This is a genomic window from Chryseobacterium salivictor, assembly GCF_004359195.1.
In the GTDB taxonomy this organism is placed as follows: Bacteria; Bacteroidota; Bacteroidia; order Flavobacteriales; family Weeksellaceae; genus Kaistella; species Kaistella salivictor.
Genome location: NZ_CP037954.1, coordinates 2,197,180 through 2,221,944 on the forward strand (window position 1 = coordinate 2,197,180; position 24,765 = coordinate 2,221,944).

At 37.0% G+C, this 24,765-nt stretch carries 22 protein-coding genes; 11 read left to right on the forward strand and 11 right to left on the reverse strand.

The annotated features are described in order from the left end of the window. The first annotated feature begins 194 nt into the window (after positions 1-194). On the forward strand, positions 195-896 hold the full coding sequence (locus NBC122_RS10010) for a LytR/AlgR family response regulator transcription factor (protein ID WP_246012336.1): 702 nt from the start codon (positions 195-197) through the stop codon (positions 894-896). A 12-nt stretch (positions 897-908) separates the two neighbouring features. Here the strand turns inward: NBC122_RS10010 and NBC122_RS10015 are convergent, their stop codons facing one another. From NBC122_RS10015 to rlmH, 4 genes are all read right to left on the reverse strand, one after another. Next, entirely contained in the window at positions 909-1,292 is a 384-nt protein-coding gene (locus NBC122_RS10015; protein WP_133440235.1) for a DUF3037 domain-containing protein, read from the reverse strand. Next, a complete protein-coding gene (locus NBC122_RS10020; RefSeq protein WP_133440236.1) occupies positions 1,279-2,058 on the reverse strand; it encodes a HipA family kinase in 780 nt (259 codons plus the stop codon). The genes NBC122_RS10015 and NBC122_RS10020 overlap by 14 nt, the downstream gene beginning before the upstream one ends. 86 nt (positions 2,059-2,144) lie before the next feature. Continuing rightward, the gene (locus NBC122_RS10025) at positions 2,145-3,818 is read right to left on the reverse strand and encodes an ABC1 kinase family protein (RefSeq protein ID WP_133440237.1); all 1,674 of its coding nucleotides are present in this window, start codon (positions 3,816-3,818) and stop codon (positions 2,145-2,147) included. 121 nt (positions 3,819-3,939) lie between these two features. Further along, positions 3,940-4,413 (reverse strand): 23S rRNA (pseudouridine(1915)-N(3))-methyltransferase RlmH, encoded by a 474-nt coding sequence (gene rlmH, locus NBC122_RS10030; protein ID WP_133440238.1) that lies wholly within the window; start codon positions 4,411-4,413, stop codon positions 3,940-3,942. Between the two features lie 30 nt (positions 4,414-4,443). Between rlmH and NBC122_RS10035 the strand changes: the two genes are divergently transcribed. Next, positions 4,444-5,445: a YihY/virulence factor BrkB family protein gene (locus tag NBC122_RS10035; RefSeq protein ID WP_133440239.1), complete on the forward strand. Its 1,002-nt coding sequence runs from the start codon at positions 4,444-4,446 to the stop codon at positions 5,443-5,445. Between the two features lie 86 nt (positions 5,446-5,531). On the opposite strand, the gene nhaA is transcribed toward NBC122_RS10035, so the two are convergent. From nhaA to NBC122_RS10050, 3 genes are all read right to left on the reverse strand, one after another. Then, positions 5,532-6,704, reverse strand: a complete 1,173-nt coding sequence (gene nhaA, locus NBC122_RS10040) for a Na+/H+ antiporter NhaA (protein ID WP_133440240.1) — start codon at positions 6,702-6,704, stop codon at positions 5,532-5,534. Between the two features lie 21 nt (positions 6,705-6,725). Next, positions 6,726-8,930: a RelA/SpoT family protein gene (locus NBC122_RS10045; protein ID WP_133440241.1), complete on the reverse strand. Its 2,205-nt coding sequence runs from the start codon at positions 8,928-8,930 to the stop codon at positions 6,726-6,728. Between the two features lie 398 nt (positions 8,931-9,328). Further along, a complete protein-coding gene (locus tag NBC122_RS10050) occupies positions 9,329-9,775 on the reverse strand; it encodes a hypothetical protein (RefSeq protein WP_133440242.1) in 447 nt (148 codons plus the stop codon). A 166-nt stretch (positions 9,776-9,941) separates the two neighbouring features. Here NBC122_RS10050 and dacB point away from each other — a divergent pair, with 166 nt between their 5' ends. Together dacB and NBC122_RS10060 are read left to right on the forward strand one after the other, a co-directional pair. Next, on the forward strand, positions 9,942-11,315 hold the full coding sequence (gene dacB, locus NBC122_RS10055; RefSeq protein WP_133440243.1) for a D-alanyl-D-alanine carboxypeptidase/D-alanyl-D-alanine endopeptidase: 1,374 nt from the start codon (positions 9,942-9,944) through the stop codon (positions 11,313-11,315). 15 nt (positions 11,316-11,330) lie between these two features. Then, complete coding sequence (locus tag NBC122_RS10060) at positions 11,331-12,497, forward strand: sensor histidine kinase (protein WP_133440244.1); 1,167 nt, start codon at positions 11,331-11,333, stop codon at positions 12,495-12,497. A 91-nt stretch (positions 12,498-12,588) separates the two neighbouring features. Here the strand turns inward: NBC122_RS10060 and NBC122_RS10065 are convergent, their stop codons facing one another. Beyond that, positions 12,589-14,202, reverse strand: a complete 1,614-nt coding sequence (locus NBC122_RS10065) for a M1 family metallopeptidase (RefSeq protein WP_133440245.1) — start codon at positions 14,200-14,202, stop codon at positions 12,589-12,591. Positions 14,203-14,304: 102 nt separating this feature from the next. Between NBC122_RS10065 and NBC122_RS10070 the strand changes: the two genes are divergently transcribed. From NBC122_RS10070 to NBC122_RS10085, 4 genes are all read left to right on the forward strand, one after another. After that, positions 14,305-15,330: a glutaminyl-peptide cyclotransferase gene (locus NBC122_RS10070; protein WP_133440246.1), complete on the forward strand. Its 1,026-nt coding sequence runs from the start codon at positions 14,305-14,307 to the stop codon at positions 15,328-15,330. 4 nt (positions 15,331-15,334) lie between these two features. Then, positions 15,335-16,117, forward strand: coding sequence for a hypothetical protein (locus NBC122_RS10075; RefSeq protein WP_246012338.1), 783 nt, complete (start codon positions 15,335-15,337; stop codon positions 16,115-16,117). A gap of 98 nt (positions 16,118-16,215) precedes the next feature. Next, complete coding sequence (locus NBC122_RS10080; RefSeq protein ID WP_133440247.1) at positions 16,216-16,830, forward strand: deoxynucleoside kinase; 615 nt, start codon at positions 16,216-16,218, stop codon at positions 16,828-16,830. A 93-nt stretch (positions 16,831-16,923) separates the two neighbouring features. Next, positions 16,924-17,271: an arsenate reductase family protein gene (locus tag NBC122_RS10085; RefSeq protein WP_133440248.1), complete on the forward strand. Its 348-nt coding sequence runs from the start codon at positions 16,924-16,926 to the stop codon at positions 17,269-17,271. Here the strand turns inward: NBC122_RS10085 and NBC122_RS10090 are convergent, their stop codons facing one another. The 3 genes from NBC122_RS10090 to NBC122_RS10100 all read right to left on the reverse strand — a co-directional run bounded on the left by NBC122_RS10090 (position 17,272) and on the right by NBC122_RS10100 (position 19,233). Then, entirely contained in the window at positions 17,272-18,165 is an 894-nt protein-coding gene (locus NBC122_RS10090; protein WP_133440249.1) for a TIGR01777 family oxidoreductase, read from the reverse strand. It lies immediately after the preceding gene. A gap of 8 nt (positions 18,166-18,173) precedes the next feature. Then, positions 18,174-18,482: a DUF493 family protein gene (locus NBC122_RS10095; RefSeq protein WP_133440250.1), complete on the reverse strand. Its 309-nt coding sequence runs from the start codon at positions 18,480-18,482 to the stop codon at positions 18,174-18,176. Positions 18,483-18,549: 67 nt separating this feature from the next. Further along, entirely contained in the window at positions 18,550-19,233 is a 684-nt protein-coding gene (locus NBC122_RS10100) for a DUF4197 family protein (protein ID WP_133440251.1), read from the reverse strand. A gap of 205 nt (positions 19,234-19,438) precedes the next feature. On the opposite strand from NBC122_RS10100, the gene NBC122_RS10105 reads away from it, so the two are divergent. From NBC122_RS10105 to NBC122_RS10115, 3 genes are read left to right on the forward strand one after another with little or no spacing between them, the layout of a single operon-like run. Continuing rightward, positions 19,439-22,252, forward strand: coding sequence for a SusC/RagA family TonB-linked outer membrane protein (locus NBC122_RS10105; RefSeq protein WP_133440252.1), 2,814 nt, complete (start codon positions 19,439-19,441; stop codon positions 22,250-22,252). Positions 22,253-22,264: 12 nt separating this feature from the next. Beyond that, positions 22,265-23,731 carry a RagB/SusD family nutrient uptake outer membrane protein gene (locus tag NBC122_RS10110; protein WP_133440253.1) on the forward strand — a complete coding sequence of 489 codons (1,467 nt, stop codon included), beginning with the start codon at positions 22,265-22,267 and terminating at the stop codon, positions 23,729-23,731. A gap of 19 nt (positions 23,732-23,750) precedes the next feature. Next, entirely contained in the window at positions 23,751-24,728 is a 978-nt protein-coding gene (locus tag NBC122_RS10115; RefSeq protein WP_165983210.1) for a LamG domain-containing protein, read from the forward strand. Positions 24,729-24,765 lie beyond the last annotated feature (37 nt).

The following is a 24,765-nucleotide window of genomic DNA, read 5'->3' on the forward strand; positions in this document are numbered from 1 at the left end:
AATCCAAGAGAGTAACGCAGAGCCAAAATTTGTAATTGTTCTTTGTCCTAAGATTCTTTTTTTATTAATTCGATCATTTTTCAGTTTTTAATGGAAAGTTGAAAACAGGAAATCGAGGAATATTATTTTAAATCGATGTCGATGGTTTTCTGATTCTTTTTTACTAATTTTGAGCAAAACTAAAACCTATCATCTTGAAACTCAACTCCATCATTGTCGATGATTGCGAGATTGACCGGTTGACGGTATTATCTTACGCCAAAAAATTCCCTATTCTTAATGTAATCGGAGTTTATTCTTGTGCTGAACATGCATTAAAAGCAATCAGGGAAAATGTAATTGATGTATTGTTTTTAGATATCGATCTTCCGGATTTATCAGGTGTCGAACTTCGGAAAAGTGCTCAGGAAGTTCCGGTATGTATTTTCATTACTTCCCATTCAGAATTTGCTGTAGAAAGTTTCGAGCTGGATACTTTAGACTTCATTGTAAAACCCATTAAATTTGACCGTTTCGAGAATGCCGTCAAACGGGTTGAAGAATTTATGGAGATTAAACTAAAAGCCAATTTGTTTGAATCAAGTTTAGGCAGCGATGTGATTTATATTAAAGAAGGTCATGAACAAACGAAAGTGAAACTTCACGACATTTTCTACATCGAAGCCCTCGGAGATTACTCTCTGATTATTACTTCACAGAAAAGACACTGTGTTTTATCAAGTATCGGCAATCTTTTAAAAGAGGTTGATTTTCAGTCATTTGTTAGGATTCACCGTAGTTTTGCAGTGCAGAGACAATTTGTTCAGAAGATCAATATGCACGAAATTATTTTGAACAATGAAGCTGTTATTCCCGTTGGAAGAAGTTTTAAAGACAACCTGAATCTGTTGATATAGCAAAGTTTCTATTTATTTCACCAATTCTTCAAACAGTCGCTCAAAAGTTCCATCTAAATCCTCAGTTTTCCCGGGATGCGGTCGCGAGGTTTGGATCACAGAGCTTCTAACTGCCGTTAACCACCGGAATCTTTCAGGAATGTCGAGTAAAGCGATCGGGCCGCCTTCTTTTTCTCCGCCTGCAACGTGTTTGAAATTTTCTAAATTTTTAAAAATATCTTCAAAATCGATTTTGCTTTTCATAGACCGAAACTTTTCTGTACAAAGGTGAAATTCAAAACGGATGTATTTTTCTTTTTTCGAAAACATAATCAGGCCGATGTTGAAAAATTCTTCTCTTTCAACTTTCGGTACGAGCCGAATGACCGCGTATTCGTAAATTTTAACCTCTTGCATGTTGAGCTTCGTTTATAAAGTTTACAGAATGATCGCGGCGTGTTTTCAGGAAATTGAAATAGACTTCTTTAATCTGTTCCGGCGAATCGTCGGTATCGTTCCAGTCCAGCCAATCCAATGGAATTAATGCTACAATATCGTGCAGAATTTCATCAGTCAAAACGGATTTTGCAAACTGATCTGCTTCATCGAGCATGGTTGCCTGAGAAAGAAGAACGTGGTCTTTAATATAAGCAAATGGACTTAAAGCATGTTTTTCGAAATTCATCCACGAATGATGGAAATACAGGGAAGCTCCATTATCAATAAGCCAAAGTTCTTTGTGCCACATCAAAAGATTAGTATTCTTGAAAGTACGGTCGATATTGGTAATGTAACCATCTAACCAAACAATTTTCGATGCTAAAAAGGGATCAACTTTTACAGATGGATCATAAGCAATTGCTCCGGAAAGAAAATGCAGTCCCAGATTTAACCCTTCGGAAAACTTCAGCAAATCCTGAATTTCTTCATCGGCTTCTGTTCTTCCGAAATCGACATCGAGGTTGGCGAAAACCAGTTCGGGAATTGGCAATCCTAAAACCTGTGAAATTTTTCCACCCAATAATTCCGAAATCAACATCTTAACGCCGTGACCCGCACCACGAAATTTTAAGACATATTTAAAATCATCATCGGCTTCAGCAAGTGCGGGCAAAGAGCCGCCTTCTCTCAGAGGTAGAATATACCGCATGACGGTGACTGTTCTTAAAGACAAATCTTTCATAGAGGACAAAAATAAACATAAAAAACTTTAGAAATAAAAAAAGTTGCCGCCAGCAGTAGGCCTGGTTGAAAATTTCAATCTTTTGTTCATGAGTTTTTGTCGTTTCTGAAACTTTGGTCCTTAAACATAATGTTGTAAACAAGAAAAAGGCCCAGTCCGATTGCAATCAGGAAAAAAATGAAAGGCAGAATTCCGTATCCTAAAACAGAGTAGGAGGACGGGATCCTCATAAGTAATGCAGCTCCAATAATCATCGCGGCAATAATTAACCCCGAGGTAATGCGGTTAGCAACTTTTTGAAAACCATCGGTTAAGCGTGTTTCATCGATGGCATTAATCTTAATTTCAAATTCGTTATTGGCTAATTTTTCTGTGATTTTATTGAGGCGGCCCGGTAAATTTTCAGCGAGTTTTTTATTGTCTAATAATAACCCGTACACATTTTCAGGTTTTAATTCCTGTTTTATTTTTTTATTGACCATTCTTTGAATAAATTTTTGAATGGCTTGCTGTAAATTATACTTGGGAGTTAATACCGCAATGATCTGGTCTAGGTTTAATAAGATTTTCCCTAAAATATTCAGTTCCACCGGCAGTTTTATTCCATCGTCTGCGGCAATTCTATTCATCTGCAGCACAATTCTACCGGTTTCCATATCTTCAGCTTTCGTGCTTGTGCTTTCTAAGACAAGTCTATTGATGTTTTTTCTGAAGTTTTCAATATTTGCCGTCGCAGAATTATAGTCGCTCATTTCTAACAATGCTTCTGTAATGGCGTCGCCGTCTTTTTTGCTCATTCCGACCAGTAACATCATTATTTTTTCCATCATTTTAGGGCTGAATTTTGCCACCATTCCCAAATCCATCAAAGCGATTTGGTCATCGGAAGTTAAATGAATGTTTCCGGGATGTGGATCGGCGTGCGCAAAACCATCTACAATAATCTGTTTTAAATAAGCTTCAACAAGATCATCAATTAATGGATTAAAATCAGTTTCTAACTTTTTTAAATGACCGAGTGACGTGATTTTTTTACCATCTATAAAATCCATCGTCAATACTTTAGAAGATGAATATCCGACAACAGGTCGGGGAATGACGAGGTTGCTGTATTCTTTTAAATTTTCTTTAAGGACAATTAAATTCTGTGCCTCTTTATGGTAATCAAGTTCGTTGAGAAGAATGTAGCGCAACTCTTCCACAACATCGTCAATTGCATACTTTTTTGCCTCTTTGGAATGTGAGACCGCTATTGCCGCCATCTGTTTCAAAGCATCCAGATCATCGAAAAAATTCTTGCGGACCCCAGGCCTTTGAATCTTTACTGCAACCTCACGGCCTGAATGTAGAACAGCTTTGTGAACTTGGCCAATAGACGCACTTGCCAACGGAACGGGATTAAAATCAACAAATGCTTTGCTGATTTTAACGCCGATTTCTTCTTCAAAAATCTTTTCTACTTCTTGATAAGAAATGGTTTCTACATTATCCTGTAATCCAGCAAGTGCAACCAAGTAATTGTCAGGCAATAAATCGGGTCTTGTTGAAAGAAGTTGTCCTAATTTAACATAGGTTGGACCCATTCTTTTTAAATCTTCCACAAGTTCTTCCGGTTGGTCATTGAAATCATCTTTGGGAATTTCTTCCAAGGTCATCTCATTCATTGCAGAATTCGTTGTAGATTTCACAATATCACTGTTGTAGTATTTGAGAATGAAACCAAAAAACTTGGTGTATTTATCGAGTTGTTCTAATGCCATAACATTTTTTTCTTGTACAAAGAAAAAAATGTACCATTAGAGCAATTTTATAGTGAAATGAGCAAATGTTTATCAAATTGATAAAAGTGTTGCTGCGATTTACCATTAAACTTAATTCAGATCAGTCGTTATGATAAGGTTTTCCCTGGAGAATCTGATCGGCGCGGTAAATTTGTTCTACAAAAAACAGGCGGATCATCTGATGGGTGAACGTCATTTTAGAAAGCGACATTTTCTCATTAGCCCGTGCATACATTTCATCTGAAAAACCGTATGCACCTCCGATAATAATGGAAACTTTTTTCACAGAGGAACTCATCCAGTTATCGATTTTGGCAGCGAATTCGCGGCTGGTAAACTGTTTTCCTTTTTCGTCGAGAAGGACAATGGTGTCGGAGTTTTCAATTAAATTTAAAAACAATTTTCCTTCTTCCTTTTTGAGTAAATCAGGACTGAGGTTTTTGGCGTTTTTTACATCGGGAATTTCGATGAGCTCAAAATTCCAGTATTTTGGCAGTCGGTTTTGGTAATATTGGACCAGATTGGTAATTTCTTTATCATCGGTCTTGCCCATGCAGACTAAATTAATTCGCATTTCATATCTTTGTTTTGCAAATATAAATTAATGGGCATTAAAACTCCGCAATTCATCATCAAAATAAAAAATTTTCTGGATAAGATTCATATTCCCTTTTTAGGAATTTCTCTTTGGAAAATGTTTGAAATTTATGGACAAGGTGTTTTTAAAATGCAGATTGGCAGAAGCGCAGCGAGTATTTCGTGGAGTTTCTTCCTGAGCCTGTTTCCTTTTATACTGTTTTTACTTTCGCTGCTGCCCTATCTTCCGCATTACGATAAACTGCAGTTTTATATTTTTGAAGTATTGATGCAGAATATCTTGCCGGCCCGTATGCAAAGCGATGTTACGGGATATATTCAAAATTTTATTATTCCGAATATCAAAAATATCAGCAATATGACGATTGTGTTTGCAATGGTTTTTGCGGTAAATGGAACACATTCTTTGATTAACGGTTTTAATTTCAATACCAATTTACAACGGGGTCTTGTTAAAGAATATCTGGTGGCTTTCGTGATCACCATCGCATTTATTCTGCTGATTATTGCTTCCCTGTTGGGAATCTATTACAGTGAAGTGGTTCTGAAACTATTTACACCCCAAATTAATATTTCCTGGTTGGTCGATAATATGTCGAAGATTATTGGATTTATTTCGTTCCCGATCTTTTACTTTATTTTGTTGGCGCTTTTTTATTGGGTAGGTTGTTTGAAGATTACTACCTTTAAGCAAGCTGTTCCCGGTGCTATTTTAACTACAGTTTTATTTGTGCTGGTTACTTATTTCTTTGCCATTTACGTGAGAAATTTTGCGAGATACAATGTTCTTTATGGCTCCATCGGAACGATTATTTTGGTAATGGTTTGGGTGAATATCAATATTATTTTAATTTTATTAGGAAATGAATTGAATATTGCCATTAAAAGAGTTCGTGTCGAAAAAATGATTGCCGAAGAAATGACCTCAAATGATTTGCAATTCGATAAAGATTTGGTTTCAGAAACCGAGGATATTGAAGACCGCAATCATATTACCATGGATCAATGATTGACAAGTATTACATCAAAATTTCCTAGGGTTAAATAAAGAAAAAATCTTTGTTCAAAGATAAAAACCGCCTGTCATCCTACGCTCTATTGCAGAATTTCCTTCTTTTTTCCAATATACTTTAACAAAGAAAAACCCGCGAATCCTGAAATTGCAGAAGCGACCAAAATGGCAAATTTGGCTTCATCCTGAATTTCAGGATGTCCTTTGAAGGAAAGTAAACCAATAAAAATAGACATGGTAAAACCAATACCTGCCAGAAGTCCCGCGCCCAACATTTGAGACCAGGAACTTTTATCGGGTAAACTGCTGATTTTTAATTTAATGAAAATCCAGGAAAACAAGTTGATTCCAATGATTTTACCGAAGATTAATCCAAAGATAATTCCGTACCCAAAGTTGCTGAAAAGTCCGTCCACCATCCCATCTTTAAAAGTGATATTCGTATTGGCCAACGCAAAAATCGGCATGATCAGAAAGTTGACGGGTAAATGTAATTTCTGCTCTAATTTTTCTAAAGGTGAAATTTCAGTGGTAGAAGTATTGGTTGGAATCGTAAAGGCTAAAAGCACGCCTGCAATCGTCGCATGAATCCCCGAATGGTGCATGAAATACCAAAGAAATAAACCGGGAATTATATAGTAAATATGTTTTTTGAATTTAAAGAAATTCAGCAGGATTAACAGCACAACCACTGCAGCGCTTAATCCCAGATATTCCCAGTGAAGCTGGTCGGTATAGAAGATGGCGATCACCATAATTGCACCTAAATCATCCACAATTGCCAGAGCAGCCAAAAATATTTTTAAAGAAAGTGGTGCCCGTTTCCCAAGCATCGAAATAATGGCGAGAGAAAACGCAATGTCTGTCGCCATCGGGATTGCCCAGCCATTTGCATATTCGGTTCCGTGATTGAAAAAATAATAAATTAAAGCGGGAACCACCATTCCGCCGATTGCCGCGATAATGGGTAATGATGCAGATTTAAAGGATGAAAGTTCACCTTCTACGATTTCCCGTTTGATTTCTAAACCAACGAGCAAAAAGAAAATAGCCATCAAACCGTCATTAATCCAAATGCTCAGCGGATAATTAAGATGAAAAATTTCAGTTCCGATATGAGTATCCAGGACATTTTGAAATGAAACTCCGAGCGAAGAATTCGCAATAAAGAGTGATAGTAAAACACAAAGAATTAACAGTATTCCAGAAGATTGTGAACTGTGAAGAAATTTTTTAAAATATTCGGTGATGAGCATAGGTTTTATTTAGTGGTGTTTTTACATCCGTTTTACACGGGAAACACCGTTGATATTTTTGAGTTGTTTGAAAGTCTCGTCCAATTGGCTTCGGTTTCTCACTTCCAGATTAATGCTGCCTAAAAAGACGCCGTTATTAGATTCAATCGACATGCTTTTCATGTCCATATTCATGTTGTTGCTTATGACTGCCGTAATGTCGTTGATCATTCCCATTCGGTCGAGGCCTTCAATTTCAATTTTTATTCTGTTTTTGAAACTTTCCTCATTGACCCATTTTGCCGGTAAAACCCGATAGTCATATTGGGCACGGAGGTTTATCGCGTTGGGACAGTTGTCATTATGCACTTTAATTCCTTCAGAAATAGTGATGAATCCAAAAATTCTGTCGCCCGGAATTACGGTACAGCATTTCGCATACGAATAATTCATTTTCTGCTCATCTTTTCCGAAAACAATCATGTCGAGATTGGTTTCCGGGGTTTCGGTGAAGAGCTCGTTTTTCACGGGCGATTTGCGGAAACGCTGTAGGATATTACTGAAAATTCCTTTTCCTTCGGTATATTTTTTAATGTCACCGATGTCTAAATCACCATTTTGAAATTTGAGAAATAATTCCTGAGAACTTTTTAACTCAAAGAATTTCTGCATTTTATTAATTTCCTCATCGTTGAAATTAAGTTTGGCGTGGCGCATTTTCCTTTGCAGGATTTCTTTTCCTTCTTCCACCAAACCGTTATTCTCAGAATTCAGAATGGCTTTTATCTTTGATTTGGCTTTCGAAGTGACTACAAAATCCAGCCAGTCAACTTTTGGTTTTTGGTTTTGTGAGGACAGAATATCAACCTGGTCGCCATTTAATAAAACATAAGAAATAGGGACTAATTTACCGTTTACCTTCGCGCCAAGACATTTTGTTCCTAAATCCGAATGCACCGAAAATGCAAAATCCAAAGCAGTAGAGCCAATCGGCAGCGTTTTTATTTCCCCTTTTGGCGTAAAGACAAAAACTTCTTTTGAATACAAATTAAGTTTAATATCATCTAAAAGTTCTGTCGTGGTCATCGACTGCTGATTTTCCAGCACTTCACGGATTTCTCTTACCCAACGTTCAAAGTTTTTTTCATCAGAACTCTGTTGGTAACCTTCCTTGTATTTGTAGTGAGCTGCGACACCTTTTTCGGCGATATCATCCATCCGTTCGGACCGGATTTGAACTTCAATCCATTTTTTATCGGGACCTAAAATGGTGAGATGCAGACTTTCATAACCCGTAGAACGCGGCTGAGAAATCCAATCCCGCATACGCTGAGGATTACTGTGATAAAGGTCTGTAACGATGGAATAGATTTTCCAGGCGAGAAATTTTTCGTTTTTGGCATCCGATTTATAAATAATTCTGATGGCGTAATTATCAAAAACCTCATCGAAAGTTACTCCCTGTTTGAGCATTTTACGGTAAATGGAAGAAATTGCTTTTGCTCTTCCTTTGATGGAAACATTTAGATTTTCATCTTCTAACTGTTCCGATACCTCTTTTTTAAATTCTTCGATGTATTTTTCGCGGCTTTCTTTCGCCAGTTCTAATTTCGAGGAAATGTCGAAATAGACTTCCGGATTATTAAATTTTAAAGAAAGATCTTCTAATTCTGATTTGATGTTGTACAAACCGAGGCGGTGGGCAAGCGGTGCATAAATATAAACCGTTTCCGAGGCGATTTTTTTCTGCTTCTCCGGCGTCATACTTTCCAGGGTCCGCATATTGTGCAGCCGGTCTGCAATTTTAATTAAAATCACCCGGAAGTCTTCGGAAAGAGTGAGCAAAAGCTTGCGGTAATTCTCTGACTGTATCGAAATATTCTGGTGATTCATCACCGCAATTTTGGTCAGTCCGTTGACAATATCTGCAATTTTTTTTCCGAATATTTTTTTGAGATCATCGTAAGTATAATCAGAATCTTCGATTACATCGTGAAGAAGTGCACACGCAATCGATGTAGCACCCAACCCAATTTCGTTGGCCACAATTTTTGCTACCTCAATCGGATGATAGATGTAAGGTTCGCCTGTTTTTCTGCGCTGGTCTTTATGGGCATCTAGAGCAATATCGAAGGCTTTCCGGATGAGTTTATTCTGTTCCTCATCCAGGTTGCGATACGTATTGGTGATTAAATCTTTATACCTTGCGAGAATTTCTTTATTTTCCTGTTCTAAATCGTAAACCATGTATGTAAGCCAATTAGGACACGAAAATAAGAAAAAAAAGTCCAAAATGGTGGATAAAACCCAAAAAATGTATAGAAAGGAACTGGGTTTAGAATGAAGCCTGGACATCCGGAAATCATATCCGGGGTGATTATAAACAACGGGTGTCTGAGAATGCAAGTCTCAAAAAGTGCAGAGATTTTTCTTGAGAGAAAAGTGATTTTACGGAAAGGGAAGGTTTAAAATGAGGTAGTCCACTGATCTTTAAACAATAAAGAACCTTTCAAATTTTGAAAGGCTCCCGGTTAAATCTGTTAAATAGTTGTAATATGAGGTTTAAATATGGTTCGCGAAAAATTCGCTGGTTTTTTAATTTACAATAGATCCGCAGAAAAAAATGCTAAAATACATGAACAAAATTATGATTCTGTGGAATTTCCAAAATTGACTTCAGTATTGATTCCTTCAGATTGACCGCGGTAATTAAGGCTCGGTGCATTGAAGATCTCTGCTTTTGCACGTAACGCCACTATTTTTTTTAGAATATCTAAAGATTTTGCATCGCGAAATTTTATATGTTCAAAATAGTTTTGATGAATGCAGTTGTTTTTTGAAAAGACTTCATTTACCTTTTCGATTTGTTCCGGATCTTTTACTTTTACACTGACCACCAAACTGTCGTCTTCAAGTTCGGTTTTGTCTTTAAAAAAATATTGCCAGATAGAGGTTTTTACTTTTTTATGAATTTTCTCTTCATGCAAATATAGAATGTAATCCTGATTCTGAATACCTGCATTTTCCAAGTCCTGACCAATTTGGTGAGACTGACTTTGGCTTTCAAATAAGCCTGTGATGATTGATGCCATTATTCTAAATTTTAAATTTACAATACAAAGTTTACATATTTAATGCGAAAAATACAAGTAAAAACGATAGTTATTATGTATTAATTGAAAACGAAAGGATATATTGTTAATATATTTAACTATTAAAAAATATAATTCTTTATATTTGAGCACAAAAAAAGTAAAAATGAAGAAGCTGATCCCTTTTGTTCTATTGATTTCTCAGTTTTGTTTTACACAGAATATTTCACATAATTTAGATGCTGCAACCAAGAAATTATTAGCTTCTGCCTCTGCATATTCCTCAATTGTTTCAATATATGTGGCGGACGATGGCGGCAATTTGGTGTATGAAAACAACGGTAATACGGGACTTTCCAGCGCTTCTACGCAAAAGATATTTACGGCCGCTGCAGCTTTAGAAACTTTAGGCAAAGATTTTCAATATGTCACCAGAGCCTATTATTCCGGGACGATTTCTTCAGGCTTTTTAGCGGGCGATCTTTTCATTACTTCAACCGGTGATCCCACTTTGGGAAGTTGGCGATATGATGGATATAAACCAGAAAATTTTAAACAAAAATTAATTCAGTCTTTAAGGGAAAAAGGGATTTCCGAAATTTCCGGTGATTTGATTATTGACGATTCCTATTTCGATTTTCTCGCGACTCCCGGCGGTTGGCCCTGGAATGACCTTGGGAATTATTACGGAGCCGGAGTTTGGGGAATCAATTGGCGCGAAAATCAGTTCGATATGCAGATACTCGGCGGCGAAATCAAAAAATTAAATGTCGATTTAACCAATGTGAAATGGGTGAATGATATTGAAACAGGCGGAACTTCTGACCAAAGTTTAATTTATACTGCGCCTCATTCGAACGTAGCTTATATTAACGGAATTTTGCCTTCTAAAGGGATTACGGTTTCCGGAGCAACTCCAAATCCTCCTTTAACTTTAGGACAGGAAATAAAAAGTTGGCTGAAAGAATCCGGAATTGAATTTAACGGAAAAGTGACTTCTGCCTCTCAACAGAGAATTGATGGGGAGAAAATAACTGCCGTTCCCAAGAATAATCTTTTGCTTGAATATAAGTCGCCGACTTTAGATAAAATTATCTTTTGGTTTATGCGGAAAAGCATCAATTTTTATGGGGAAACTTTAATTAAAACGTTAGGAAAAGAAAAGAAAAATGAAGGAAGTTTTGATGCTGGAATTTCCTACCTGAAAGATTTCTGGAAATCGAAAGGAATTAATCCGGCCATGATCAATTTTGCAGACGGCAGTGGACTTTCTCCGCAAAACTACGTTTCGGCAAAAGCAGAAGTGCAGTCGTTGATTTACAGTAAAAAACAACCTTGGTTTAATGAATTTTATGAAGGATTTCCGACTCAGGGAAATGGCATGAAATTGAAAAGTGGAACCATGAAAGACACCAAATCATTTGCCGGCTACCATACTTCGAAAAACGGAAAAAAATATGTTTTCGCAGTCATTATTAATAATTATCAGGGCGGCAATGTCAGCGACGCATTATTGCAGGTGCTGAACGTTTTAAAATAGTTGTATTTTCGTGCAATGAAGAGACGCGGAATTTTTTCGAAACTCAATAACTGGATTATTTATATTTTGCTTACATCGGCCGTTGCCGGCGTGGTTGTGGCTTCTGTTGTTCTGATTAATTATTTGCGGAAAGAGGAAATCAAAAGGATTGAACTTTTTGCGACCACGATCAAATATCAGCAGAATGAAATCATCGAAGATCCCATGACTTTGGATTTGATTCTGCAGATTAATAAAACCAATAATACAATTCCTGTAATTGTTACCGATAAAAATAAAAAGCCACTGGGTATTGATTTTCAAAGAAATATCCCGGAAGAGATTCAGAATGATCCTCAGAAAATGCAGGCTTTGATCAATAAAATGGCGGGTTCATACAGTCCTATTGAACTGCAGATGCCGGATGGGAATAATCAGTATGTTTATTACACCAATTCCAATTTGTTAAATAATTTACGGTATTCTCCCTATATTTTAGGACTGCTTATTTTGGCTTATATTTTCTTTTCTTTCTGGTTTCTGCGGACGATCAAGAAAACCGATGAAGGTTACGTGTGGGCTGGTTTGGCAAAGGAAACTGCGCATCAGATCGGAACGCCGCTTTCATCAATGATCGGTTGGATCGAAATCCTGCGCATGGAAAATGAAAACAGTGAAGGCGTAAAAGAAATCGAAAATGACATCAACCGGCTCAAAACAATTTCGGAAAGGTTTTCGAAAATCGGTTCCGTTCCCGAGCTTAATGATTTGAATATCAATGAAACAATTCAACAGAATTACGATTATCTGAAATCGAGAATTTCGCGGAAAGTAAGTTTTATGCTGATCTTGCCAAAAGAACAGATCCTGATTCCACACAGCAGAATTCTGCTGAGCTGGGTGATTGAAAATATTGTTAAAAACGCCGTCGATGCGATGAGAGGAGAAGGCCGCCTTGAAATCGAACTCTACGAAAAAAGCAAAAACATTGTGATCGATATTAAAGATTCTGGCTCAGGAATGACAAGAGCCCAAGCAAGAAATGCTTTCAAAGCAGGTTATTCCACTAAAAAAAGAGGATGGGGACTTGGTTTGTCTTTAGCAAAAAGAGTCATTAAAGAATACCACCGTGGCGATATCAAAATTGCACAAACCGAAATTGGCGTGGGAACAACGTTCAGAATTACCATGAGAAATTCTTAGTTTTTGTTTGTTTTACCAAAAGAAAAAAATGCCGTTTCCAGAAGAAGCGGCATTTTTTATTTTATAAAACGAGGTGTATTTTTTATACCGTTTATTTTTGCTGAGAATAATAAATGTAATAATTCTCATCAAATTTTACAGGATCTGCGGACGATAATGCCACCGTTTGCCAATTTTCAGTCGGATTGATTTCCTGGTTACCGTTAATTCTGAGCGGCAATTTTAAATCCTTTACAATCTGCGTATAGCGGTATTTTAAAGTATTTCCGGTTTGTGAATATTCTAAAGTCGGAATTTTGGTCGTTCTTAAATATTGGTCAAATACAGTAGAGAAATCAATCCCTGATTTTGTAGAAATATAATCTTCAACCTGTTTCGAAGTAACGGTTTGATGATAGAAATCTGTATTCAAACCACGCAGTATTTCTCTGAATTTTTCATCATTATTAATGACTTGGCGAATCGTATGAATCATATTGGATCCTTTGTAATACATATCACCGCTTCCTGATTTTGCAACTCCGTAAGGACCAATAATCGGTTCGTCATTTCTAATGTTTTTACGGATTCCGACCACGTATTTTTCAGCTGCTGCTTTGCCCATAAAATCCTCTACAAACAAGGTTTCCGAATAGTTGGTGAAACCTTCATGAACCCACATGTCTGCCTTGTCTTTTGCGGTGATATTATTGGCAAACCATTCGTGACCGCTTTCATGAATGATGATGAAATCCCAGTTTAACCCAACTCCGGTTCCTGATAAGTCACGGCCTAAATAACCGTTTTCGTAATTATTTCCATATCCGACTCCGCTTTGATGTTCCATCCCAAGATACGGCGTTTCTATCAGTTTATAAGAATCTTCGTAGAAAGGATAAGGTCCGAACCAGTGTTCAAAGGCTTTCATCATCGGCTTAACCTGTTGGAACTGCTTTTCGGCTTTCTCCAGATTATAGTCCAAAACCCAGTAATCCAAATCAAGCGCACCTTTTTCGCCCGCATACGTTTCTTTAAAATTGACGTATTTCCCAACATTAGGAACGATAGAATAAAGATTGATTGGATTCTTAACTTCCCACGTATAAACCTTTTTGTCTTTTTTAGATTTTTGGGCAATCAATCTTCCATTCCCTACACCAACCAAATCTTTTGGGGTAATGATTTTCATAATCATTCCATTGTCGGGTTCGTCACTCCAGAGGTCTTTTGAGGGCAGCCATACCGAAGCGCCGATTCCTTCCTGCGCCACCGACATCCACGGATTTCCGTGGGCATCTTTCCTGAAAACCCAGCCACCGTCCCAAGGCGCATTTTTGGCAATAACAGGATTTCCGGAAAACTGTATGGTGAAAGAATGCGTTTCACCTTTTTTATAATTTTTCTTCGCCGTAATGAAAACAAAATCACCTTCTCTTTTTGAAGAATATGATTTGGCGTCAGAACCGATGATTTTATAATTCATCGGCTGCTGCAGATCAATTTGAAATACAGGATTTTTAATGTCTTTTAAAATTTCAAAAGTAATTTTGTTGGTACCGGAAACCGACTGATCTGCGAACTTGGGTTCCACAGAAATTTCATACTTTTTGACATCCCAGAAATTCCTGAATTCGGTATTAGAGCCTTTTAACGAATCTTGTTTTGTGAATTGCTGTGCAGAAAAAACCGCAGAGGTAAAAATAAGAAGGGCAAGAGTTTTTTTCATTTTTAAAGAAATAAGTGGAGCAAATATAATTATTATTTTGTTTGGGGAATCTTTGGAACGTTATGTGTAAGTAAAATTCAGTATTTTTGAAAAAATTTTTGAATGAAGATTAGAATTATTTCCACCGTTTTTGCTTTGGTTTTTCTTGTTTCCTGTAATAAAGACAAGGAAATCCTCAATACTTTAAATGACTATAATCTTTCGATGGAAAGCAAAGGATATCATTTTGGTGATCATTTAGAGCTTCCGAAAGAGGTTACCGATAATGCTGAAAGTATCTCGATTAGTTTTGGTGACAAAGAAACCTCAAAGCTGGTAGTTGATCCCGCATATTTTACTTTAGGAGATAATCAGGTTACTTTTAATATAAAGAAAAAAGGCGGTGAGATTTTAAATCAGGATGCAACCATTAATGTTTTTGCTAAAAACCCGGAAACAAAATTATCTTACGAAATTATAAAAGAATACCCACACGATCCCAAAAGTTTTACGCAGGGTTTCCAAATCGAGGGCAGTACGATCTATGAATCGGACGGGCAAATGGGCGAATCCAGAATCTGGAAATATACTTTGGGAACAACCACTCCAATTGTACAGACTGCGCAGGCGGATGACGTTTTCTCGGAAGGTTGTGCGATTGTTGGCGATAAAATTTACCAGTTGACCTGGAGAAATAAGAAAGGATTTGTGTACGATAAAAATTCCCTGAAATTAATAAGTGAATTTCTTTATCCCAACGTGATGGGAGAGGGTTGGGGCTTGACTTACGACGGCAAAAATCTGATCGCTTCCGACGGAACAAAAAATATTTATTTTCTGAGTGTTTCTGATCCATCAAAAATGGTGCGGTATATTTCTGTCGCAGGAAATACAGAAGCCTATGATCAGATCAATGAATTGGAATATCACAAAGGATTCATTTACGCCAATGTTTGGCAGAAACCCATTATCCTTAAAATAAATCCCGCAAACGGGGAAGTGGTTGGCAAATTCGATTTTACCGAAATCGCAAAACTGAATACCAAAGATGCAACCAACGATGTATTAAACGGTATCGCGTTCAAAGGTGATCATATGTTGGTTACCGGAAAATTATGGTCTAAGATTTATGAGGTTTCGATAAAATAAATGGATGCTGAAGATTGGTGAAATTGTATGCCTGTTGTTATTTTGTTCACTCACTGCGCAGAAAACGCTGCCGTTTGATACTTTAAGAGTAAGCACCGCCAAGGATCTTTTTGCAGATAATTACGGAAATATTTATCTGTACCAAAACAAAGATTTCAGTTTTACCAAATACGATTCACTGGGAAACCAAAAAGCGAAACTGATGTTGACTTTGCCGTTTCGGATTCAGTCGGTGCAGAATCCTTTAAATATTCCCTCGTTTTCTGAAAATGCACAGGAATTAAAGTTTTTCGACCAAAATTTAAATCAGATTCAAACCATTAATTTGCGGCAGAAATTTGGTTTTATAAAAACCGCTTATGTCGAAGATCTGCAGCAGGTGTGGCTGTTAGATGAAAGTACGAAACGGCTGATCCAGTACAATTTCCGGGACGACCGTATCATCAATACCTTTTCATTTGATTTTAATTTTGAAAATGTCGCCGATCTTTTAATTTTCGAAAAAAAGGTTTATTTCTTATTTGGTGATCATCTGTCGGTTTATAATTTCAAATCAGAGAAAACAGCTGATTTTGAGCTGGAAAATGGCCGGAAACTTCGACGCGAAAATGACCGGATCTTTGTTGTTTCCAAAACCGCCATCTATAAAATAGAAGAGCACGCTTTGAAAACGGTTTTTAAGGCTGACAATTCACAAATTGTGGATAAAAACTCTGCTTCTTATTTTGTTATCAAAGGGAACAAACTTTATCTTTACCCCCTCGAAAAAGAGGTCGGAATTAAATAGCAGTTTTCTTTCAGTTGAATAACAGAAATTTATTAAGTGTTTAATTCAACGACTTTTTTTCGAATATAAATTACTGATTCATTAAATAAAATTTAGAAATGCACATTGCTGTTACAGGAAATATCGGCGCGGGAAAAACGACTTTAACCACTATGTTATCAAAACATTACGGTTGGGAAGCGCAATTTGAAGATGTAGATCATAATCCTTATTTGGAGGATTTTTATGCCGATATGAGCAAATGGAGTTTTGCCTTACAAATTTATTTTTTGGGAAGTAGATTCCGCCAGGTAAAAGAAATTCGGGACAGCGGAAAAAGCGTCATTCAGGACCGTACGATTTATGAAGATGCACACATTTTTGCTGAAAATCTAAATGACATGGAATTGTTGACTGACCGTGATTTCGCCAATTATTCCTCCGTCTTTCATCTGATGAAAAGTTTTGTTTCGGCACCTGATTTATTGATTTATTTAAAGTCTGATGTTCCCAATCTGGTGAAGAAAATCTACAAAAGAGGGCGTGATTATGAAGCGTCAATTTCGATTGAATATCTTTCAAAACTGAATCAGAAATATGAAAGTTGGATTGCGGAATATAGCGAAGGAAAACTATTGGTCATCGAAGTAGATGATTTGGATTTTGTGGAGAGACCTGAAGATTTTGGTTTAATTCTGCAAAGAATAGAAACTGAGTTGCACGGATTGTTTTAAATTTTTCTTTAATATGGGAAAACGAAGTACCATCATTTGAGGTGTTATAAATAGTTTCAAAATCTTTGCGCTAACTTTTTAATTTAAATAAAAATGATTAAAATTCTTCATAATAATTCCTGTTCGAAAAGTCGCGGTATCTTAGAATATCTGGATGAAAACGGGATTCCTTTTGAAATTATTGATATCATCAGTCAGCCGCTGACCGAAATGGAGCTTCGGACTGTTTTGAAGAAACTTCACTGTCCGGTAAAGGATTTGGTGAGAACAAATGAGAAGTTATATAAAGATCAGTTTAAAGATCAGAATTTATCGGATGAGGATTTGATCCAGATGTTGATTCAAAATCCGGAGTTGATTCAAAGACCGGTAATCATTAAAGGTTCGGTGGCAATGATCGGCCGTCCTATCGAAAATGTAAAACTCTTTATCGAGAATTAATTAAATTAACGTTTTGAAAGCATCGTCGAGATGTGAATATTTAAAATCAAATCCATGCGATTTGATTTTTTTGTTGTCTGCCCGGCTGCCTTCTAAAATAATCGAACTCATTTCTCCGAAAACTGTTTTCAGTACAAAAGACGGAACGTTCAAAGGAAGAAAAAACTTGTCCGAAGCTTTTGCCAGTTTTTTCATGAAGTCTATATTCGTTATGGTTTCATCAGCGACCGCATTGTATTTTCCATTGATTGCAGAATTTTCAACAGCGGTTACATACATATTGACCAGATCATCGATATGAATCCAGTTCATCCATTGTTTACCGGATCCCACGGCAGAACCCACATTCAAATCGACGGTTTTTTTCAGCATCGGAAATGCTCCTCCTTCTTTTGATAAAACCATGGCTGTCCGCAAACAAACCACTCTGTCAGAAATTTCAGAGAATTGGTCCGCAGCTTTTTCCCAGTCTTCACAAAGTTTTGTAAGAAAATCAGTTTTTACAATTCCGGAATTTTCAGTTAAAATCTGGTCAGAAGTAAACGTTCCGTAATAGTTAATTCCCGAAGCAGAAATGAATGATTTTAAATGGATTTTCTTTTTCCGGCAATAATCAAAAAGCAGGTTGGCAGAATCAATTCTGCTGGAATGCATTTCTTTTTTATAATCGGCAGTCCATCTTTCGCTGATGTTTGCGCCCGCCAGATGAATAATGCAGTCGAGATTTTCAAAAGCTTTTTCGTCGATTTCTTTTTTAGCAACATTCCAGTAGAATTCATTTTTCTCATTACTTTTTGAGCGGCTTAGAATTCTTACAGAATGTTGATGCGCTTCCAGTTTTTTGACTAGTGCTTTTCCGACCAGTCCTGTTCCGCCTGTGATTAATATGTTCATACCGTTAATTAAAGGGACATCACTCCTTCGATTTCGCCCACTTTTTTATAAACGGAAATTACATGTTCAGCATCCAGGACAAAAGCCATAATACTGAGCGAGGTATATTTTGCGTTTTTGCTGTCCCGTGTTGTCAGGGTAAATTTCATATCATCAAAAACACGGTAAATTTCTGTGATTTTTTTTTCTTCATTTAAAACAATGAATTTGAACTGATAATCTTCGGGGAAATTGTGAGTGGCTTCCAGTTTTTCTTTTAAAGAAATGTAGAAATCTTCTGGGCTTTTATGATCTTCGTTTTCAATAATATTAGCCATTTTATATTTATTTTAGTTAAAAAAAATCCGGACTGAACCGGACTTCAAAGATAGTTAAATATATTTTTTATCGCGATCCGTTAAGTGAATTAAGAATCGTATTTGAATTTTGCTGCTCATGATTTTCAATAATATTAAAAAGCCCGTTGACCATTTGCTGAGCGGCGAATTTGCTTATTGACCCCGTCGCTAAATTATTGCTGTTCTGACCACCGAAAATACTTCCTAAAATATTGGTTCCTGACAATGCAGAATTCAAAGACTGCACTAATCCGAACTCGTTCAGTTTTGCATCAACCTTTGGTGCGATCGCGGCCATCAATTGTGCCGAAGTTCTTTCCCGTAACAGTTGTGTTGCGGCGCCACTTCCTCCCTGTACGATTCTTGCGGCATCTTCTGCTGTTAAAGAATTGACGGCATTTATCAAAATTGGCCGCGAAATATCAACGGTGAATGCTGCTGCGCTCGCGATATATTCTTTTTCTTTTTGAACCAGATTATTTAACCCTACTTTTTGCAAAGTATTATTAATATCTCTTAACTGTTGTGGCAATGCGGCTTCGATGAGTTGATTTCCCAAAAAACTGTCTTTACTGCTGAAGATATTTAAACCTTTGGTAATACCGCCTAATAAAATTTGTTTTAATACAGCTAAGCCAACACTTGAGGTTGCTATAGCCATACATGACTGTGTCGTAGTTCCGATTGTTGCGATGGCCATTGTGGCCACTAATATTGTATTTCTTCTCATAATGATTTTCTTAAGTAAGTATTTTTATTGTAGTCAAATAATACGCCAAAAAAATTACGGGTAATGATTAATGTCATTAACAAAAATTATAATAAAATTATATTCTCGTTAACATTGCATAAATTTTATATAACTTTGAAAGAGTTAGAACTAATAGGGTTATAAACAGATAATGGCTTTATTAAATATAGATAAAACTTTAAATATGAAAAACAGTAATCTAAAATTTCCTTGTTTAATAGCGGCGCTATACTTCGGTGTTAATGTTGGCGCGCAGGAAACTCGCAAGGACACCGCAATCAAAGAACAACTCATTGAGGAAGTGGTGATGATTGGTTATGGAACGAGAAAAAAAGTGGATAATACTACTTCAATAAGCTCAATCAATGCAGAGGAACTCAGTAAAACAAAGGTTTTAAATGCGACGCAGGCAATCCAGGGAAAAGCGGCAGGAGTTACTGTAATTGCTTCTGATTTGCCAGGCTCGACACCATCAGTTATTATTCGTGGTTTGGGTACGGCACTGAGTGGTAGAAATCCGCTGTATGTAGTTGATGGCCTTTTTGCTGATAATATCAATAATATCAATTCCAATGATATCTTAACGTACGACGTCCTGAAAGATGCTTCTGCACTTGCAATCTATGGAAATAGAGCCGCAAATGGTGTGATTATCATCACGACAAAATCCGGAAAAGGTAAAAAGATTTCTGTAGAATATGATGGTTTGGCAGGAGTAAGAATGCCGTTGAAAAAAGTGAAAATGGCAGGTAGTAACCTGTTCTCTTTTTATACGAATACCGCTTTGCAGATGACCAAATTCTCCCAAGATCAACCGGTTAATACAGATTGGTTTAAAGAAATAACCCGAACTGGAACCTTCAATCAACATAACTTATCTTTATCAGGAGCTTCGGAAAATGCGAAATATTTCTTGAGTTTAGGAAATTATGACGAAAAAGCAATTTTACAGGGAACTGATTATAACAGAAGTACGATAAGAACGAATAATGAATTTAAGGTATCCAAAGGTATTGTGCTTACCCAAACATTATCAGTTGCGTTTACCAATGTTACCCCAAAACCTTTGAGTGCTTTTACTGCTGCTTATAAACAGTCGCCTCTTGTGCCGGTTTATTTTCCGGGTGGTCAGTATGGCGTTTCATTCGTAGGAGCAAACGGTTTTGCTTCGCCGACAGGTTCCTCCTTTAATAATGTTGGAAATCCGGTTGCACAGCTGAATTTATTTAATGAAAAGCAAAAATCAATGCAGCTGCAGGGAGGTTTAAAACTAGACCTTAATCTGATGAAAGATCTTAAATTTACATCTCAGTTCTCTGGTGAATACTATAATTTCAAGAGTTATAACTATGCCGATTTGTTGAGCATTTGGTTAGCGGCTGATCCTACGAGAAAAGTTTCTGATTACAAACCGACTGATAATGTGAATACCTTATTTAATGAGAAAAAAGATTATTTTAATTGGAGCTTAACCAATTACTTAACCTATGCCAAAAAATTCGGAATTCATGATATTGAAGCTACGATAGGTACTGAAGCAGCAGTACGCGATGGGGAAAATACAATAAGTACTACCCGAAAAAATATGGTTCTTAACAGTAATTATTGGGATCTGTCGGGAACGAATTATCTGGATCAGCTAATCTCTTTATATAGTGTAAATGGAAATAAAAATACCACTAATTCTTATTTTGCCAGAGCACAGTATAAATTAATGAATCGGTATTTATTAACGGCGACGATTAGAAGAGATGGTTCATCACAATTTGCCGAAGGTAATAAATGGGGAACTTTTCCTGCTTTCGGAGCAGGTTGGGTGGTTTCTGAAGAGTCTTTCCTTAAAGACGTTTCTTTCTTAAATATGTTGAAATTAAGAGGCGGTTGGGGAAGACTGGGAAACCAGAATATCCCGAGCAATTATCTGCCTTTTGCCAGTGGAGACCATTACAACTATGCTTTTAATGGTAATGCCATTTCCAACGGAACAACTTTAGATAAAATTTATGATCCTAATCTGTCTTGGGAGATAACAGAAGAATCCAGTGCAGGACTTGATTTTGAAATGGTGAACAGAAAGTTAAAAGGTTCCGTGGATTTCTATAACAGAATCACCAAGAATATTATTTTAGCAATGATTCCTGTTTCAACTTCTGGAATTTCTCAAAATGGATATGCTCATTTGGGTGAAGTAACCAACAAAGGTTTCGAACTGATGCTGAGCTGGGATGATAAAATCAATGAAAACTGGGGTTATAACCTAAGCGGAAATTTTTCACACAACAAGAATAACTTAAGCAAACTTGCTAATGAGAATGTAAATCCTATTAAAGGAGGTGATTTAGCAAACGGACAATATACCAAGTACCTTAGTGATATTGCTGTTGGGCAACCATTAGGTAGTTTCTGGTTATGGGAGGTGAGCGGAATTGATACCGATGGTAAATTTACTTATGTTGATACTAACGGGAATGGAAAAACTGGTGCTGATGATTTAGCAGATCGTAAATTCTTCGGTTCTTATATGCCTACTTCTACGTACGGTGTCAATTTAGGTGTAACTTTCAAACAACTTGATCTCTCTGTAAATGGCTACGGAACATTTGGAGCTAAAGTATATAATGGTAAAAAAGCACAGCGTTTTGATGGTGAAAATATCGAATACAATGTAGCTACAGATTTCTACAGCAGTACCAATACGGGTTCATCCAATCCTGCGCCTTTCAATGCAGTGCCATTAGCATCAAATTATTATTTAGAATCAGGTGATTTCTTTAGAATTAATAATATTGCATTAGGATATACCTTATCTAAACCAGTTGATTATTTATCTTCTTTACGGGTCTATGTGAGTGCTGTTAACCCATTTATCACGCAGAAATTTACTGGGTTCTCGCCAGAACTTAATGCCAATGGGGATCCTTATGGATTAACCGGTGTTGAGTTAGATGCATATCCAACATTGCGATCTTTTGTATTAGGAGTAAATTTGAAATTTTAAAAATTTAAAAAAATGAATAAGAAAATAATAATATTATCATCATTACTTTTATTTTCACTCTCTAGTCAGAGTTGTCGTAATGATTTTTTAGAGGTAAAACCAACAGAAGCAATTTCTACTGACGACCTGTCTTTGCTCAATAATGACACCGGTGCCGAAAGTTTCGTTTCTGCGATTTATGCTAAATATTTAGATTGGAATATCAGTTCGTTTTCCTGGGTTGGCATTACAACCATTGCATCTGATGAAGCTGATAAAGGGTCTTCACCGGGTGACTCAGGTGGTGACAAAGATTTATTAGATGCCTTGAATTTCACTGCAACAGGAAGTTCTTTTCAAGATGTATGGCAAGGTCATTATCAGGCAATCAACCGGTCTAATCAGGCATTGTCTTATCTTCCTCTGCTTACCAATGCCAATGCAGATCTTAAAAATCGATTAACAGGAGAAGCTAAATTTCTTCGTGCATTCTCCTATTTTATTTTAGTGAGATCTTTTGGAGGTATACCTGTTGTGGATCACGTTCCAGTTGCGGGAAACGAAGCCGATAGAAAAATGTTGCTGACCAGAAAATCAAAAGAAGAGGTTTATGCTTTCATTATGAATGACTTGAATGATGCAATTGGAGCCTTACCAGATAAAAACACTTACTCGGCTGCAAACAAAGGTCGCGCTTCAAAAGGTGCAGCTTACGCACTGCTGGCGAAAGTAGATCTTTATCAAAAAAATTGGCAGAAAGTGATTGATAATTGTAATTTGGTAACAGGTTATTCACTCACACCCAACTTTGCAGATATTTATAAAATTTCAGGAGAAAATAATCAAGAATCCATTTTTGAAATCCAGGGAAAAGGGGGCCCACAACAACCCGGAATTCAACAGTATTCTCAGACCCAGGGTGCACGTGGTGCAGGAGGCTGGGGTTGGGGTTTTGCAACACCATCTCAAAATTTAGTGGATGCGTTCAACGCTGCGGGTGATACCAAAAGAAGAGATGCAACGATTATTTTTAGAAACTCAACTTTATATGATGGCAGAGTTGTACCGGCTACAGTAGAAAATCCTTTTTACAATTACAAAGTATATTCTTCCAATTATACGGGGGATGATTACTCGGACACCAATATCAGATATCTTAGATATGCCGAGGTTTTATTAATGAAAGCTGAAGCCATGAATGAACTGGGTCAAACTGCCGCCGCACTTCCATTCTTAAATCAAGTTAGAAACAGAGCGGGATTAGCAAATTCTACGGCAGTTTCACAAGCTGATGTAAGAACAGCAATCTGGCAGGAGAGAAGATTAGAATTAGCGCTGGAACATGACCGGTGGTTTGATTTGGTAAGAACAGGACAGGCAAAGGCAGCGATGGCCGCAGACGGAAAAACTTTTGTCTTAGGAAAACATGAAGTATTTCCTTTGCCGAGTTCTTTTATTGCTGAAGCCAAAGGATTATCTGCGCAAAATCCTAACTATTAATTTTCAAAAAATATTGATTATGAAAAATAGAACATTAATTAAATATATCGGGGTAGCTTTTTTGATGGGTGCCATTACACTGAGTTGTGAAGACAGTATTGACCGTGATAATCTTCCTGTCCCGTACGCAGCCATCGGCGGATATGAAAATTCAGATGATGTTGCCGCTGCCAATCTTATCACCAAACTTAGCTTTGAAGACAATCTTAATGATAAATACAATAATATAACTAATGCTATAGGGACTTCAGTAGCATATGATTCCGGGATTAAAGGAAAAGCGTACAGCGGTTCTGATTCTCAGAAAAGATATGCCGTTGCAAATATTTCGCCCGCGGTTACCGGACTTAGCGCCTTTACTTTTTCATTTTGGATGAAAAGTGCCAATTCGGTAGATCCGGCAACTCCAGGTCAGGGGAAAGGAGCGCAGGGAATTTTTTCAATTGTCCGCCCAACCGAATTTTGGGGTGGAATTAATTTATTTATTGATAACCCGGACAATGCAAACCCAGACCGTATCCGCCTAAAACTTTCGGTGGAAAACGGAAGACCTGCAGTGGACTGGAGAGGGCAAAGCGTGATGATGAATATCGATGGAAGCAAAAATAAATGGATTTATGTTACCGTAACTTATGACCCGGCAACCAGCAAGGTAAGTGCTTATCTCAATGGAGAACCGGCAGCTAATCTAACAGGTTTTCCTTTTGCTCCTGCCGAAGGTGTCACTGGATCTGCTCCATGGTTTGCAAAAGATTCTGGAGGACTTGATAATCCAAAAGGCGTTCCTGGTTATGGTGCAATTCAATTGGTTGGGACCAATGGCAAAGTGGTAATAGGAACACACCAGTTTGATACTAATCCTCCTCAAAACAATGGCTCGCCGCAAGATTGGGCAACAAGTTTTGCCGGAATGTTAGATGAATTTAGAATTTATAATATTCCACTGAAAAGTGCAGATGTAAACGCGCTTTACAAACTGGAAAAAGACAATAGATAAACTCATAACAGAGCCATCGTGAGGTGGCTCTTTTGAT